The organism is Wolbachia endosymbiont (group A) of Urophora cardui (genome assembly GCF_964028435.1).
GTDB lineage: Bacteria > Pseudomonadota > Alphaproteobacteria > Rickettsiales > Anaplasmataceae > Wolbachia.
Genome location: NZ_OZ034774.1, coordinates 1,596,790 through 1,613,544, shown reverse-complemented (window position 1 = coordinate 1,613,544; position 16,755 = coordinate 1,596,790). Strand labels below are relative to the sequence as shown.

15 protein-coding genes and 2 pseudogenes are annotated in these 16,755 nt (G+C 35.1%); 7 read left to right on the top strand and 10 right to left on the bottom strand.

The features are described 5' to 3' along the window. The 4 genes and pseudogenes from ABWU38_RS07820 to ABWU38_RS07805 all read right to left on the bottom strand — a co-directional run. Positions 1-1,410 (bottom strand): hypothetical protein, encoded by a 1,410-nt coding sequence (locus tag ABWU38_RS07820; protein ID WP_353272795.1) that lies wholly within the window; start codon positions 1,408-1,410, stop codon positions 1-3. Next, entirely contained in the window at positions 1,407-1,601 is a 195-nt protein-coding gene (locus ABWU38_RS07815) for a hypothetical protein (RefSeq protein ID WP_265014487.1), read from the bottom strand. Before ABWU38_RS07815 ends, ABWU38_RS07820 begins: the two co-directional genes overlap by 4 nt. Beyond that, positions 1,601-2,785: a hypothetical protein gene (locus tag ABWU38_RS07810; protein ID WP_353272794.1), complete on the bottom strand. Its 1,185-nt coding sequence runs from the start codon at positions 2,783-2,785 to the stop codon at positions 1,601-1,603. Before ABWU38_RS07810 ends, ABWU38_RS07815 begins: the two co-directional genes overlap by 1 nt. Positions 2,786-2,797: 12 nt before the next feature. Further along, a pseudogene (locus ABWU38_RS07805) lies at positions 2,798-3,844 on the bottom strand (DUF4815 domain-containing protein); the annotation flags it as partial. A 223-nt stretch (positions 3,845-4,067) separates the two neighbouring features. Between ABWU38_RS07805 and ABWU38_RS07800 the strand changes: the two are divergent. After that, on the top strand, positions 4,068-5,018 hold the full coding sequence (locus ABWU38_RS07800; protein ID WP_151808084.1) for an IS110 family transposase: 951 nt from the start codon (positions 4,068-4,070) through the stop codon (positions 5,016-5,018). A 223-nt stretch (positions 5,019-5,241) separates the two neighbouring features. Here the strand turns inward: ABWU38_RS07800 and ABWU38_RS07795 are convergent. The 6 genes and pseudogenes from ABWU38_RS07795 to ABWU38_RS07770 all read right to left on the bottom strand — a co-directional run. Next, positions 5,242-6,120: pseudogene (locus tag ABWU38_RS07795) on the bottom strand (DUF4815 domain-containing protein); the annotation flags it as partial. Between the two features lie 6 nt (positions 6,121-6,126). Beyond that, the gene (locus ABWU38_RS07790; protein WP_353272793.1) at positions 6,127-6,810 is read right to left on the bottom strand and encodes a hypothetical protein; all 684 of its coding nucleotides are present in this window, start codon (positions 6,808-6,810) and stop codon (positions 6,127-6,129) included. A gap of 291 nt (positions 6,811-7,101) precedes the next feature. Then, positions 7,102-7,602 carry a hypothetical protein gene (locus ABWU38_RS07785; protein ID WP_264374899.1) on the bottom strand — a complete coding sequence of 167 codons (501 nt, stop codon included), beginning with the start codon at positions 7,600-7,602 and terminating at the stop codon, positions 7,102-7,104. Positions 7,603-7,628: 26 nt separating this feature from the next. Continuing rightward, positions 7,629-8,438 carry an AAA family ATPase gene (locus ABWU38_RS07780; RefSeq protein WP_353272736.1) on the bottom strand — a complete coding sequence of 270 codons (810 nt, stop codon included), beginning with the start codon at positions 8,436-8,438 and terminating at the stop codon, positions 7,629-7,631. Between the two features lie 22 nt (positions 8,439-8,460). Beyond that, positions 8,461-9,270 (bottom strand): ATP-binding protein, encoded by an 810-nt coding sequence (locus ABWU38_RS07775; protein WP_353272735.1) that lies wholly within the window; start codon positions 9,268-9,270, stop codon positions 8,461-8,463. 54 nt (positions 9,271-9,324) lie between these two features. Beyond that, the gene (locus ABWU38_RS07770) at positions 9,325-9,819 is read right to left on the bottom strand and encodes an RNA polymerase sigma factor (RefSeq protein WP_264374896.1); all 495 of its coding nucleotides are present in this window, start codon (positions 9,817-9,819) and stop codon (positions 9,325-9,327) included. Positions 9,820-10,050: 231 nt separating this feature from the next. Between ABWU38_RS07770 and ABWU38_RS07765 the strand changes: the two genes are divergently transcribed. The 6 genes from ABWU38_RS07765 to ABWU38_RS07740 all read left to right on the top strand — a co-directional run bounded on the left by ABWU38_RS07765 (position 10,051) and on the right by ABWU38_RS07740 (position 16,716). After that, positions 10,051-12,126: an AAA family ATPase gene (locus tag ABWU38_RS07765; RefSeq protein ID WP_264374895.1), complete on the top strand. Its 2,076-nt coding sequence runs from the start codon at positions 10,051-10,053 to the stop codon at positions 12,124-12,126. A 118-nt stretch (positions 12,127-12,244) separates the two neighbouring features. Continuing rightward, positions 12,245-12,610, top strand: a complete 366-nt coding sequence (locus ABWU38_RS07760; RefSeq protein WP_353272734.1) for a transposase — start codon at positions 12,245-12,247, stop codon at positions 12,608-12,610. After that, entirely contained in the window at positions 12,553-12,741 is a 189-nt protein-coding gene (locus ABWU38_RS07755; protein ID WP_353272838.1) for a transposase, read from the top strand. Before ABWU38_RS07760 ends, ABWU38_RS07755 begins: the two co-directional genes overlap by 58 nt. A 1,075-nt stretch (positions 12,742-13,816) precedes the next feature. Next, the gene (locus ABWU38_RS07750; protein WP_264687023.1) at positions 13,817-15,235 is read left to right on the top strand and encodes an AAA family ATPase; all 1,419 of its coding nucleotides are present in this window, start codon (positions 13,817-13,819) and stop codon (positions 15,233-15,235) included. A 68-nt stretch (positions 15,236-15,303) separates the two neighbouring features. Next, entirely contained in the window at positions 15,304-15,516 is a 213-nt protein-coding gene (locus ABWU38_RS07745) for a hypothetical protein (RefSeq protein WP_264376217.1), read from the top strand. A gap of 723 nt (positions 15,517-16,239) precedes the next feature. Then, a complete protein-coding gene (locus tag ABWU38_RS07740) occupies positions 16,240-16,716 on the top strand; it encodes a Holliday junction resolvase (RefSeq protein ID WP_353272733.1) in 477 nt (158 codons plus the stop codon). Positions 16,717-16,755: the final 39 nt, after the last annotated feature.

Genomic DNA, 16,755 nt, shown 5'->3' with positions numbered 1-16,755 from the left:
TCAATTCCAAATTTTATGAGTGGCATCTAATCCTGGGCATTGCCACGCTCTTAGTGTTCTCTCTACATCTATTTCAAGTCCTGTAGTCAGAAAATTGCTGCGAAAGTTATATATTCCCCACTGAATAAATTGACCATAGATTGTGCTATACGTGTGCTCACTTGCAAAGAACTCAGGTGTCTCACCAACTCTTTCACCTTCTGAGTGAAGATTAGATGACGTATAAAGTAACACTGTAACGGTTTTTCCTGCTGGAATGATTATGTTACCTGATGCAATAAATTCAGGACTGCTAATTTCATGCTGGTAAATACGTGTCCAAGTAATTCTCGAAATCTCTGACTTCCTTGTATTAGTTTTATCAGGTGTACCTATAAATAATCCTGCTCCTCCATAATTAACTTCATCTTTATACCACATTGCAGATCCAACAAAGTTTAGAGTTTTACTTATATCTACATTGCTTGTGTTTTTTACGAATATTAGTCCCAATGCAGCATAAGGGTATTTCAGCATATTGAATTGCTCCGAAAATCCATCATACATGAATCTTGGGTATGATTCTCCATAGATAAATGTACCTTTGCTTCCCTCTAAAAAACTGAGTTGTCTTGGCCGATAAAAACTAACATAGCTTGTATCATATGTGTGAGTACCTGCTAGTAGTTGTAGCATATAGTCTGTTTTTGTTACATCACTACTCCACTGACCAAGCTCAGTTGTAAAAGTTCCGTGGCCAAAGTAATTATTTTTTCTACTTAGTACACCAAATAAAAAAGGTAATGCTCCAGGTTCAATCATATGACGATTTCTTACTTCTTTCATGATTGATGAGCCACTTGGTACATCATTAACAGTACGGAAGTTATTCACTAAACCTTTAAGACCATCTTTATGATCATTGCCAACACTGTTTATTGCTGCAATATTGGCATTCTTTCTCGTATCAAGTAGTGATATATGCGAATCTGATGATGCTTTTAAAGTGTTTAAGGAATTATTCCTAAGCTTGTTAATTTCATTGACAGACTCTGTTTTTGCTGCAGTTATGGACGATATTGAATTTTCCTTATTGGTATTTATGTCATTCAAATGTGATCTTGCAGCGTTTAGAAGTTCTTTCAACTTTCCATCTGTCATTTGCACAATTTCAGAAACCGAACTTTTATCGACTATTGATTCCAATGCTTTAGCAAGATATGCAAGTTGATCTGGTGTACTATTTGCTGCTAAATCCTTAAGCCTTCCTTGCAGTGCATCAATTATTTCTTTTACTTTAGTCATTTGCGCAATATCAGAAATAGCTTTTTTATCTGCTATCAATTCCAGCGATTTTGCAAGATATGCCAGTTGATCAGGTGTACTGTTTGCTGCTAAATCCTTTATCCTTTGGTATATTGCTTCTTTCATTCCCAAAAATTCAAAAAAGTTTCAAATCTAAATCGTTTAAAATTATTTTTTAGTTGATTATGCTCATCTTCTCTTTCGGTAATATCTTCATCTATTTTTTCTATAGCTCTTCGAATACGTACCACATCTTGAACTGCAATATTTTCTGGATGAGGCAGTGGATATCCTCGTTTGGCTTGGTCAACAGTCATTATGTGACAATCACTCTGAGATTTTTTACCTTAGGGCGATAGACAACCGTACCACTCAAAACTAATTTTACTCTAGTCTCACTAGCATTAAAATTTGATAGCACATGAGTTCTCTCTACCCAATTTTCCCCTATTGGTTTTCCTGATGTTAAATTTACTAATTGCCAATCCACATTTTTTTGCACATATGCTTTTACATCTGCAGTGCCAGGTATTAGCGCATCATATGTTATGGTGATCTTGGTGTTAGCTCCTGCTGTAATGCTTCTCGTTACATAATCTCCGGACTCTGAAAGATTACCTAGAACTAGCTGTAACCCAGGATATAGCACTGGACTTTTTTCTCGCCCTCCTTTTAGGCTTGCTTTTACCGTTAGCTCTCCTGATAATCTTTCACGCAGTGCGAGCGGCAAATTATCAGACAAAAAGTTCTCTTTTCCCTCTTCATTTGTTAAGATAAATTCCACATTGGTATCAAATGCTACTTTTTCGACGTTCATCAAAACAATTAAATCTGAAGTATTGTTTGCAGTAACTTTACCAAGATCAATAACGTGAGAATTTTCAGTAAACTTCGCTGCTAAAAGCCTAAAAGTTAGATCTAAATTTTGATGTGGTGTCCAAGTACTTGCGTTGCTAGATGAAAGTAATACTCCTACTTGATATGGCTGACTTGTTACCCAACGGCTATTTACTGCATCATATTTGCCAAGCTCTGCTATTTTTACTGCAGTATCTGCATCATCAGTGAGTAGAACTATTGCATACTCTTGTCCTGCATGGCAAAACACTGGTAACCAAGTAATACGTGTTGCTGTGCCATCTATCTTTATATCTTTTGGCTCAATATAGCTTTCAGCAATGACAGTCTGCGATGGCATTCCCACTGCTGTTTCTCTAATCTGCACAACAACACGTTTTTTGCCGCTATTTATAAACCATAAGTCTAGACCTCCTATGTGCCTACTCTCATTTAAAGTAAATGTTTGTGCTAAAGGATCAATTCTTCTTGCTGCAATAACTCTTCTTCTTTCTTCTATGGTAATTGTTTTTTTACCAGTATAAGTTGCTTCTCCATAGCTTCCTTTATCACCATAAAACTGTACTAATTTAGTACCTGCTGGAATATTTGCCGGTATCTTCACCTTTCCCTTTAATTTTCCTTGGTTGTTAGCTGTTAGCATATTTTTCACCTCTTATGCCATAGGCTGAATGACAACACCATCGAACTTTATCTCCTTAAGCTTTTCACTGGGCTCAAAACCTTCAATTTCAAAATTCTGTATTGCTTCTCTCATAAATTCAGTTTCGTATGAAGTACTTGACAGCAGCTCTGTCGTTTCTTTAACATTAAATACTCTTGTTACTGGACTTTTCCAATTTGTTTTTACCTCCGTCCAGTGATCAATATTTTTATTTAGAGTAATTTGCGCCGGAACTGGATCAAAAGCTTGATATGGATTGATCTTTTCTCCTTTGGTCTGTGAAAGCTGCTCCAGTACCGGTTCAAGTTCATACGGCAACAAATAAGTTTTTTCTCCTCCATCAATATCAGCAATAGTTACATCTATTGGTAAAATTAGTTCCTTGTTTACTATCGCTGCAGACTGCGAAATTCCTTGATCACGCATATCATCATCAAAGAATGAATCAACAAATACTCCTTTTTTGGTGGTAGGTTCTCTTGAATTTGCATCACTGCGTAGACGTTCCTGTGCAACCAGCGCATAAAGATCATTTATTCCTTTTTTCATTGCTTCAAGCTCATTCATCGGTACAGCATGAATAGCATTATTCACTATTTTTACCCCTTCTTTTTCTCCGTTTTTCCATGTTTGGTGAATGTGGCAGAGCAAAAGTTGTCCAGAAGGTGCTTGAGGCATCGATGGTCGCCAAGGGTGAGAAATTCCTTTTATTCTTCTTACCACCCCTTTGCTATCGATAGTAATTAAATCAAAGCGTGGCATCTTCCAGGTGTAATCAATCAGAACCAAGCTGTTATCAACTGCTCCCCTTACTTTACATCCCTCTTCACTTATATCTTCAGGGCTTACATGAGTGCGACAGCGGTAAGTTATTTGATAACTACTTCCAGGAGCTGGTTCTTTGCCAGGTAATGACCAATCAACGTTTCCTGCGTTTAATTTGTAATCTATACTATTTTCATAAATAACATTACCTTGTTTAATTTGAATAATTTCAAGTACTGCAGAATCAGGTATAGGATCAACAGCTCCAGAATATTGTAAGTTAAAAATATGATATAAAGAAGATAAGAGGGAAGATAGTCCTATCTTTATAAGAAAATAGGGCTATCACGGGCGTGTGCGACCGACCAACTATTGGTATTACAACCGTTCGGATCAAGGTACACTAGCCCATCTCTCGATATGTTTGAATAGTTGTGTGGGACATAAATATGCACCCGTTTACAATCTTAAATCAATTAAAACTATCGAGGTTATTATGATTACGTCTTATCAAAATTTTATTGGCATTGACATCGGAAAATTTAAAAATGTTGTTGCAGTTCACAAACAGAAGAGCGCTGTCGAATTTGACAATGATACTGCTGGTTGGCAACGAATGTTTCAAAAATTTTCAGATATCCTACCTAATTCTTTAGTGACTTTAGAAAATACAGGAAAATATGAGCTTGGTTTATCACATTTTCTTATTGACATGAATATTGCTGTACATCGAGCTAATACTCGCAAAGTAAAAAGCTTTGTCCTATCTCATGGAACTTTAGCAAAGTCTGATCAATCAGATGCAAGAGCCCTTGCTCAATATGGGTTTGAACGCTATAGTACTCTATCTCTATTTGTGCCTATGTCAAAAGAACAAACAACCTTAGCTGCACTTTGTCAACGTCGTGATGACATTACAAAAATGAGAGCTCAAGAGAAATGTAGGCTTGCAGCACCTGAAAACGACCATATAAAAGAAAGTTGTCAAAAAACCATTGAATTTTTCAACAGTCAGGTAAATGAACTCAACAATACTATACAAAAAATTATTGATGAGAATCTAGAGTTACAGAAGCGCCAAAAAATTCTTAGAACAGTTCCAGGAATAGGTCCAAAATTATCTCAAGATTTTCTATGTCTAATGCCGGAACTTGGCTACTTAGGTAGAGGAGAAGTTGCAAGTCTTGCTGGAGTTGCACCTCATCCAAAAGAAAGTGGAAAAACTATTGGTTACCGAAGAATAACAGGTGGTAGAAGCAACGTTCGTGAAAAGCTTTTTACAGCTGCAATGGCTGCTTCAAGGTCTAAGTCTGCGCTTGGTACCTTCTATTCCAAGCTTGTTGGTAAAGGTAAAAAGAAGATGGTGGCTATGACAGCTCTAATGCGTAAAATCATAGTGATTGCTAATGCGAGACTGAAAGAAGCAATGAGCCTACATACTATTTGAATCTACAGTGAATATGTGCGTCCACACAAATTTAAAGCACATATTCACTAACCACAAAATCTAAGCAGGAATTGCTGTGATGGCTGTTTGATATAAAATTCTTTTTCTATAATGAATAGGTTTTTAATTACCAAAATACCCCTCATGATTGAGTAGAATTGTAGAATTACAATAAAAAGTTGTAATAAAACAAAATTGAAGAAATTTTAAAAAACATAGTTGATGAACCGTGAGTAATGGTAATAGTTTTTTGAATAGTGATATCTACTTTTTTGATTTCACTTATTGGAAAATCATTAACTTTAAGTTCCATTACCCTTTGGCTATTTGGCTGAAAAGTATGTGGTTCTGATTCAACTGATTTTATATCTGGATCTTCATCAAAAGAAATGCGAATACTGTGAGGTAACTCAATCTCATAGCCATCAACATGAGCTTTGCCCTCATTAATCACGAATATTTCTTTTTTACCTTCTTTGTGGAGAAACATCACTTCTAGCCCATTTACGACGTAGGAACCATTTGCTTCTTTGTCATAACGAGCAAGAGCAGTAGTTACTATATTTGCTTGTGGTGGAGGTGAATGTTCTATTAATACTCCATTTTCAATGTTATAAATTGGGTAAAATTCCCCATTTGTAGAGTTAACAGTAACACTTTCTACTTGGTATCCCCAAATGGTGGAAACTTTAAGCCTTGCAGCTCCAATTTCCTGATAGTTTCTTGTACCAACAGCAGGATCACGAAGATTTTCATCCTCAAGCTCTGTAATGGTAGACTCTAGATAATAAACACCTATACGCACTGTGGTACTCAGTGGAATAATAAATTCTTCTTTTTCGACTTTTCTCACTGCTCCATGAAGATAGATTTTTCCTGATTCAAGCGTAACTTTACCAGTTTCTCTATCTATAATACAATTGCTTCCCGTTATAACATCACCATCACGAAATATTGCATCACCTATGCCTTTAAGCTTAGAAAGAGCATACTCCTGAGTCTCGTTTAATTCTGCAGATTGCAAACCTCTTCCAGCAAGAAACAAGCTTTTTTCGTATTCTTTGTCAGGATTAAAGTGGTTATAATAACTATTTAAGGTCATTTTGTTTCAAAAAGTTACAACGAATGAAAAAGTTTCCCGAGTTGCTGCAGTTCTAATAAGTGGTACTGTATGTTCTAAAACTAATAAGATTCCCGGATCTTCTATATCTTGTGGTTCAAAATACCTTTGTCCAGGAGGCAATTTTTCTTTTACCCTTGTACCAACCATAACTCCTAATTCCCGTATCACTTGATTTGCTGCGTCCGTGAAATCGAAAGTGAATTTGAGAAAAAGATTATTAGTTGGTACATTTGAGGGCCTAAATCTTCCAGAAGGAGTTATAAGTTCGCCGTTTTCATCACCTGTGCAGAATAGCACTTCATCTGCAGTACGTCTGCCAAGTTCATTCAAGAGCTTTATAGAATTTATAGATTCAGGTGGTGTGCTTTGAGTATATTCTACAGTAACTGCACTATTTGCCGTGATAGAGCTATTTTCCGTACGTTTTATTACACCAGTACTGCTATCAACTGTATAGTCTATACTTGGCTGATAAATTATTTGTCCTGTAAAAACCCTTACATCTTTAATAGTGTGGTGATCTAGAGCTATTTCACCCTCAACAAAAACTTTTTCTACCTGATGGCTACTTTCCCAATTTGAGTCACCACTGCCCCAAGCAAGGTGTAGAGATTGCTCTTTTATACTTGCTGCTATTGCTGCTCTTCCTGATTGTGTGAGTATTGACATTTTTTCCCCTCTTACTATATATATACCGGATTTCTCACATGTTTTTCCGGAAAAAATGAAAATTTTTTTGAAGTGCATTTTTATGCTTAAACATTCTTTTATCTTAAAAAACCAGAACTACTTTTTTCTTTCAAGAATATCGAAACAATGCTTTTTGATATATTGAAAATCAAAGCTCACAGACAGTTTCAAAAGATTCAGCATTTTATTGCTTCTTCTTTCAGCTTTACATTTTTTCCTATTGCATCTTTCATAGCGCTCTCAATGATCATAGCTTTTCTTCGTCGTATCTCAAAATGGAACCCAATCAGATTTAACGCTATTGTTTTGTTCTGGAGTAATAACAGTAGTAATCTTGTTTTTTTCTCCATATCGATCAGCTTCAATACCAACTTTTGCAGTAAACTCTAACCCATTAAAATCAGCTATAGAGTTGACTTTTCTAGCAATAACTGCTTTTTCTGAAGTGTCATGTGCATGAATATTTCGTGCTGACTCCAAAATACTTCTAAGCATAGAACGTCCAGATTCTGCCCAAACATCTTCTCCTTCAACGCCTGCTTTGCCACTTTTAATGCCAATTACTTGAAAAATCTTGCGTTTTGCATATGGACCTTCAGTGACAGTAAATTCAGCGTTTAAATAGATGCTACCAGTAGTGTAGCTTTTCGTGAACCAATTCTCATAACCTCCAGGCTTTATTGCCATTTTTACCTTGACTATTGTACCTTTCGGTATTAAACTGCTTTGCAGTTTTGCGTTATTAAAATCAGTTAAAAAATCTGCTAGCATATTGTCTCCTATAAATTAAGTAAAAATCAGTTACTCCATTGGTCTACAGCCTTCCAACGGCCATTTATCTTATCGACAAGCTTACTTGCCACACGTTCACCATTACGCAGTTCAAATACTATTTGACGGGTAGTGCTTTCCTCATCATGAGCAAACATTACCATCCCAGTACTGTAGAAACCTCTTAAAGATCCAGCTCCGCTCAAACCCTGAAATGGATCTTCTTCTAACATTTTTTTGGATAGTTTTTTTGTATGGTGGGTGAGTATTATGCCTGAATCTGGATTAATAATATTTCTCAATCTCTCAAGTGTTTTTTGCAAGAAGAATAACATAGCGCTATTGTCGTTTTCATTGCCATATTCACTTGAGTTAAAAATGTTACGAAGAGGATCAATCGCAATAATATCAGGTTTAAAACGCTCTTTGACAACATTTTTGATTTCATCTATTTCTTCACTGCTAAATGATAATTGCACTCTTGGCGTGATAATTAAGTTATTGGCAGCTATGTCCAAAAGCTCTTTATTCAGTTGAAGTTGTTGCAACCGTTCTTTCATATATTCATATTCAATTTCAGTTTGCATGTAGAAAATTTTCAAAGGTTTATTTGGTGTCATACCGAGAAATGATCTACCAGCAGCCATGTGGACGAGCCAAGAGATCAAAAAGTCACTCTTGCCAATTTTAGGTGGACCACCCAGTACTAACAAACCTCTTTTAGTTAGAATCCTTGGTGAGATTATATCCTCTGGTATTGGCGATTGATCACTTAAATATTCCTTTACGCTATAAAAAGGGACTTTTTGACCGATATTGAAAAAGCTTTGTTCCATATTACTCCTTTTAAAATTAAATTTAGGCAACAGAAGCCAAGGTTTTGGCTTTAATTTTCGCAAGTAATTTACCTAAATGCGGTTCTTCAACCATATTCAGGCAGCCACTGCGATCTTTAGCTGGATATCCCCAAGTATTAATAGTCTGACAGACAAATGAACGTTTCTCCGTTCCATCATCTTTCTTGATTCCAACCATACTGATTACTTCATCAACTATCCCAGGAATTTCACTGGCAGTTTTAGCCCCTTCACATTGAGGTAGCCAAGTTGGACGATTGCAGTCATCAAGATATTGACCTAATGTACCAACTATGATGATGTCTTTGTCTCTGATGTGTTGAAACTGATTGAGCCAAGCCATCATTTCTTGAGCAAGTAACCCATAGGCAGCTCTTTTATCTTCTCTTCCTGATCTATCTGAAAAAGCTTCAGGTTGCATCCTTGCCCATAATAGACATAAACGTGAAGCAACGGTTATGCTATCTACAAAAATGCATCGGTACTTAGAAAACTCAGAGGAAAAATCTTTGTACTTACTAGATACATGCTCATAGTGTCTTTGGCTGTATGCTTGATCAGATTTTAGCGCAGGATTAGGCCCACCAATAAGACAAGCAATATCTCTGGCTTCATTCCAAGTGCGAATCTCAGTTGAATCTCCTTTCCAATCCTGAACAGCTAGAAGTCCTGCTTCAAAATCAAGGCAAAGTGTTGTTGATTCATCGAGGGTTTTGAGCAGACTGGTTTTGCCGATCCCATAAGGTCCAAAGATTACTACCTTCACACCTGTGATCAGTTTTGCTCTTTCTTTGCTGTTTATTATTTTCATGCTTTTACCTTAATTTGCCACTATATATAAATTCACCAAATTTCAAAAAACTGTTCAATTTTTCTTATGCTTTTTTCTGCAAACAGGTGCAAATTTAGATCGCATTTTCTTGAGTATGTTATACAAAGTAGTCCGTGATATATTGTTCATATCTGCAACTTCAGCAATGCTGTGGTGTTTTAATTGTTCACATAAAACTTGCCACTTCTTTGGTAATTTTGAAATAATTTGCTCAACATCAATACGTAGTATCGCTTCATCTTCAAAACAGTAACTTTCCTGTTGCACATTATTTTCAAGTTTAGGAGTAGTACGTGAGTGTTTACGGACTAGATTATTAATACGATTTTTAACAACTTGCTTAGCAAAAGTTGAAAGACTGCCCTTAGTTTTATCATACTGATCTATGCATGAAAGAAACTCACAGAAGAGGTCTTGTTCTATGTCTTCAATATCTTGATCAGTAAGCGATTTATAATATTTTGCGTAAAATTTTATTAAATTAACAACTTTAGGATCAATACCTGAATAAGAGTTTCGAGATTTCATAAGATGTGTCCTTAAATGAAAGACTTAAGGATGAAACTTTCTTAGTAAATATTGTAGGACATGAAAAAAATACCTCAGACAATCGTGAGTTTTTTACCCTCTGAAAACCTGGAATCTTTTTTCAAACCTCAGACACTCAAAACTTTGATCAGACAATGCACCTACGAACTGAACAGTTTTTGTAAATCCGGTGAATATATAGAACAAGACTTTCAACTTACAGATAATTTCATGAGTGATTCATACAATGTTCAAGAACTTAAAGCACAACTTCTATTAAACTTAAGATCTTGTCTTTTGTACTTGCTACCTAACGGAACTTTTCACAAAAATGAGTTTCAAGTAGGTGATATATGGGGTAATAAAGGAAAAAGTTTAAGAGTAGAACTAAGTGGCAGTAGAGCCGGGTTATGGAATGATTTTGCAACTGGAGAAGGTGGTGACATTATCGACCTTTGGGCAGCTGTACATAGAAAGAATGCAAGGACAGAGTTTCCTGAGGTAATAGCTTCAATAAGTGAATGGCTCGGAAATAATAAAAAATACAGAGAGAAACAATATGTTGATGAAGACTTTGAGAAATTCATTACCCAAAGTTGGAATTATTATGATGAAAATGGTCAGGTGATTGTAAAAGTTTACCGTTCTGATCCTCCCGGAAAGAAAAAAGTATACAAGCCTTTTGATGTTAAGCGAGGCAGATATGGTTCACCAGGAATAAGGCCAATCTACAACATTCCAGGAATCTTAAAGTCTGATAAAATTGTTCTGGTGGAAGGGGAAAAATGTGCAGAAGTGCTGATAGAGAAAGGAATAACTGCAACAACAGCGATGTCTGGAGCAAATGCACCTATTGAGAAAACTGATTGGACTCCGCTAAAAGGTAAACACATTATTATATGGCCAGATAATGATGAAGCAGGTAAGAAATATGCTAAAAATGCTGAAAAAAAGCTTTTAGAAATCGGAGTTGAATCACTTGTTGTTCTTAATATTCCACAAAATAAAACAAAAGGCTGGGATGCTGCTGATTGTGTAGAGGAAGGAATAAATGTTAAAGAATTTTTAGCTTCAACTGCACTTACTACTAATACTCTAAGTACAAAAAGTTTGATTTCATTTTCTGCAAGGCAATACTTTAACGATAAATCACCGATGCCAGAAGATATAGTTGCTCCTCGAATTTTAACTCCAAGTGGACTTTTAGTGTTTGCTGGAGCACCTAAAGTAGGAAAAAGTGACTTTTTAATTTCTTGGCTAATTTACATGGCAGCAGGAGTTCAATTTCTTGATATGGTACCTAAAAGGCCTTTGAGGATCTTTTATCTTCAAACTGAAATTGGCTATCACTATATGCGTGAACGTCTACAGCAACTAAAAATCAATGAAGAACTGCTTGAGATTGCTTTGGATAACTTAGTCATTACACCTCAAACAAAGCTACTCTTAAATGATGATAGTATAGATGAAGTTCTTGGTGAAATAAAGAAATCATTTGGTTCAAATATCGTTGATGTTATAGCTATTGATCCACTACGTAACGTTTTTGATGCTGGCGAGAACAGTAGTGAAAATGATAACAATGCTATGCTATTTTTCCTGCAAGAAAGAGTTGAAAAATTGAGAGCGTTAGTTAATCCGAATGCAGGAGTCATTTTAGTACATCACACGAAGAAGATGCAAAAGAAATCATTAGAAGAAGATCCTTTTCAGAGTTTCAGTGGTGCTGGTTCGTTAAGAAGCTTTTATACTACAGGAATGATAATGTTTAAGCCAGATGAACGGCAAAGTAGTCGTCAACTGATGTTTGAATTACGTAATGGTCATGCTATTCCATCAAAATGTGTTGATAAAATCGATAACTGCTGGCAAATACTTGATTATGAGTCACAGAGACTGATACATAAAGATTATGGACAAAAATTAGATGCAGAGCGTTCTCGTAGATATGATATTATACTGCAATTAATTTACGACGAGGCGAGAAATAGAGGGAAAGTATATACAATCAATACATTCTGTGAGGTATTTGAAAATAAAGCAGGTCTTGGTAGTAAAAACTCCATTCGTGAACGCATTGATGTTCTTGCTGCAAAAGGTTACATTAAGTTTAACAGGAATGATAAAAATGCTGAAAGAAGTAAGTATGGGATACTTTGTGTTGAAGATATGGAAAAGAAAGTTACAAACCAACTAAATAAGGATATTACAGTATATGAGAAGATTTTACCAACCGATTATAAATCGCCAGAATATGGCAGTATTATGCCAGTTGAAGATTCAAACATTTGGCTTTACTATAATTAGATCTCTTCTATATCATTTACAGTAATAAGGTTACTTACGAAGTATATTGATTATCTCAGAGCCTGTCTTCAAACTAAGTAGAAAGGAGATAAGAAGTGTGTTATAAGATATATTTAAAATGTATCCAAGCGATATAAGTGACAAAGAATGGAAGATAATAGAGCCATATTTTGAACCTAAAAAGACCGTTAGAGCAAGAAAACATAATATTAGAACAATTATTAACGCAATCCGCTATGTGATGAGAACAGGATGTCAATGGAGACAACTACCTAAAGATTTTCCACCATGGAAAGCCTTGTATAGTTGTGATTCGCGCTTGAAAAAAAGTGGAATATGGCAAGAAATTCACGATTTTCTAGTTAAAAAAGTAAGAAAAATAATTGGTAAGAAAGAAACTCCATCGGTAGGAATAATTGACAGTCAATCAGTAAAAACTACTCAAAAAGGGGATTCAGAGGGTATGATGCTGGCAAAAAAATAAAGGGCAGGAAACGCCATATTATTGTAGACACTGCAGGTCTTGTAATTACTGCTGAAGTACACAGAGCAAGCATTCAAGATCGTGATGGTGCTCTAAATCTTTTTGCTCAAGCTAAGTGCAAATCTACGTAAGTTTTTTGCTGATCAAGGATATATGGGTAAATTACAAAACCGCTGTTTATTGGAAACTGGATGTTTGTTAACGATTACCAAGAAAGTAGTTGATACAGGATTTCAAGTTATTCCTAAGCGTTGGATTGTTGAAAGAACTTTTGCCTGAATTTTAGACGCATGAGCAAAGATTACGAGCATTCTCCTCTTACCTCAAAAAACAATATTTTCTTTAATATGATCACTATTATGCTTCACAAATTAGCCTATTCTTGAGTTTGAAGACAGGCTCTCAGACTCCAGAACTCTTCAGTCTTGGCAGAATCTGGTGCAGTTTATGAGATCTGGTACTTTCTGGTAGTAAAAAAATGCTAGATTTTCAATGGTTTAATGGTTGACAGATTTCTGAGCTGTAATCTGGTTTAGGTGGCAAAAAGCTTAGGAGTATTGAGGAGTTTTGACCAGTCTCCAGTTTCCAAAATTTCCTATTATTATATAATAATAATATAGTAGTATGACTTTAAAACATACTACTCTGTTCGGTTACTAACCAGTCTACAATAATAAGCTATGGATACGTATAAAGCTCTCTTTCAAAATTATCTGATAAAACAAATGAACCGTAATTGGATTTTAAAGCGATTCTACAACCTCAGGGTACAATTATACCACCAAGACCTAAGTTACTCACGTAGGGTAGCTTAAAACTCGATTATGAGGCATTTCTAAATTATTTCTTGCTTTAAAGTTTTACTTGTTATAAAAAAACCCTTATTGTACCCTATCACGCTTTTTATTCGTTGTAAAACATTTTTTTCAAAAAAGTGAAAAGTTTTTGTAATTTAGGTGAAACAAGAGCTGGTTTTGGAGGTCTTATTGAGATATAACGACTTTTATCTAAAATTCTTAAGTTGAGTCTTTAGGTAATCTCTATAAATAATTTGTAGATGAAGCTAAAGGAAAAAAGTTGCTGCCATAAACATAAGCTACAAAACCCTCTCAATAGTTCAAGATGGAGACAAAGATCTAAATTTATTTATTTACGTCTCCAGTTTTATCTAGTATAACGGAGACAAAGATTTATATTTCGTATTTTATGTCTCCATTATTTATTGGTAGGAAAACTGAGTTAAAGCAATTACTGGAGCTTACAGAAAAAAATACTGCATCTTTTGTAGTAGTCAAAGGAAGGCGTCGTATAGGAAAAAGTCGTTTAATTCAAGAGTTTGGTAAGTATTTTGAACAATATTACTCCTTTATAGGTTTGCCACCAGAAAAGCATACTACAATGTCCTACCAACTTAATGAATTTTCTAGACAAGTTGCTAGACAATTTAATACATCTTTTGCTAGGTATGATGACTGGAGCGATTTACTATGGGCAGTTGGTGAACGTCTACTATCAGGAAAAACATTATTGCTGTTTGATGAAATTTCTTGGATGGGCTCAAAAGATCCAACCTTTTTAGGCAAAATAAAAAATTTTTGGGATACGCAGCTAAAAAATAATAACAAGCTAATTTTCGTTGTTTGTGGATCAGCTTCATCATGGATCGAGAAAAATATACTTAGTAGTACTGGCTTCGTAGGAAGAATATCGTTAACTTTAACACTCGGAGAATTATCACTTTCTGATTGCAACGAATTTTGGCCAAAAAATATTTCAGCATATGAAAAGTTCAAGGTGCTTGCAGTAACTGGCGGAATTCCAAAGTATTTAGAGGAGGTAAATTTTAAACATAGCGCTGAAGAAAATATTAAAAGGCTTTGTTTTACAAAAGGTGGGTTTTTAGTTGAAGAATTTAATCAAATATTCTCAGATTTATTCATGCGAAAAACGGCTTTTTATAAGCAAATAGTCAGAGCTCTTTCTACTGGAGCTAAAGAACAAGAAGAAATTTGTGCTACTTTAAATATCGTAAGACATGGACGCATTTCTGAGTATCTACATGAGCTTGAGCTTGCTGGTTTTATTGCAAAAGATCATACTTGGAGTATAAAAACTGGTACTGATTCACGACTCAGGAGATACAGACTTCAAGATAATTATTTAAGGTTTTATTTAAAATATATTGAAAAAGATCTAGGGAAAATTAATCGTGACACCTATTCTATAGGGTTCTTACCAGAGTGGTATACAATTATTGGGCTTCAATTTGAAAATTTGGTGCTGAACAATAGAAAGAGTATACATAATATCTTAGGAATTGATGGAATAATAAGCGAGAATCCATTTTTTCAGAAGAGAACGCGTAATAGTGCAGGTTGTCAAATTGATTATATGATTCAAACGAAGTTTAACACTCTCTACATTTGCGAAATCAAATTTTCAAAAGATAAAATTGGTCATTCAATAATACAAGAGGTACAAAAGAAAATAGATACACTAAATCGTCCAAAAGGCTTTTCATGTCGTCCAGTCCTTATCCACGTTAATGATGTAAGTGATGATGTTATAGATAGTGGTTACTTTTCACACATAATTGATTTTGGAAAATTATTAAATTGTAAGTAATGGTTTTTCTGACTTAAAAATAGTGTCTTTTAGTTTTTATGTTTATTCTTAACTTATAGAGGTTGCCTATGACTGATACTTTAACTTTAAAAGAGGGAGATATTGAAACTACTGCTTTTGATAATAGCAATTTTACTAGAGTATTACACGATGGAGAATGGTGGTACGTAATAACAGAAGTAATAGCTTTTCTGACAGGTAGTAAGAACCCATCTGACTATCTAAAAAAGATAAAAAGCAGAGATATAGGGCTTTCTGAAGGATGGGGACACCCCCCTTGAAATTAAAAAATAAAGTTTTACATAGCCCATTTCAATTGTCTCCATTGTAGCACCATTCTTAAAAACGTTTTAGAGGGCTATTATAGCGTTATCTAGATAGGGGTTGTAAATCAAAAGCTCGTGTAATCTCCTCTCAACTCAAATAGCAAAGAAGCTGCTGTAAAAGATATAGCTGGTCTTCAAAGCTCTTTAATTCCTTAGCTGTCTTAAAATTATTTTAACTTTTTTTCAAAAAATCCCGGAAAAAGTAGTAAGAAATCCGGTATATATTAGTATAGGGGCATTGAGTGTAGATGTGCTTCAAACAGAAAAGTTGGAAAACAGAAAGCAAAAGAAATCTAGGCTTTTACGTAATTGAGAATTTATATTTTTTTAATAAGGCAAAAACTGTGTTTTAAAGCTAGATGTGACTTTAGGGAAAAAACTATCACTGCTCACCAAAGAACGTCTATAATAGCCTTTAAACTCAAATAAAAGCTATCCTTAGTAATTCTACTGTTATAAAACAAACCTGCAGACAAGTTTAACAAGGTTTTTATCCTTTGCAAAAAAAAGTGAACAGTTTTCGTAATTTTGGTGAATATATATAACAAGAAAACAACTTTCTGCAGTAGCACATAATTCTCGTTGTTGGCCTACAAAAACCTATGAATTTCTAGTGTATTTTGCAGAAACCAGACGATATTTTGGAGTAAGTGCTACTTGTAATTTTAATAATAGCAAATGTCAACCCTAACACTAGATCTAGGCAAACAAACAGGATGGTCTATTCTTCACAACGGAGTAATTCAAAGTGGAAGTGAGAGTTTTCATACTAGTCGGTTTAGTGGTGGTGGAATGCACTTCTTAAATTTTCGTAGCTGGCTAAATGAAATGAAGGAAAAATTTCCAAGTATTGAAACAGTTTATTTTGAGGAAGTTAGAAGACACTTAGGAACTGATGCTGCTCATTGCTACGGAGGTTTCTTGGCACATTTGTCTGCTTGGTGTGAAGAGAATCATATTCCCTATCAGAGCGTTCCTGTTAAGACTATAAAACGCTTTATCACAGGCAAAGGCAATGCAAGTAAGAGTGAAGTTATTGAAGCTGTAAAGGAAAAAGGTTTTTTACCTAGAGATGGTAATGAGGGGGATGCTTTGGCGTTAATGTTCTACGTTATGAATTTCAGTAAAGATTTTAATGTATTAAAAATACCATAAAAAGTGGGTCCTTTCGGCCATACTGGCGGGTTTGGTGGG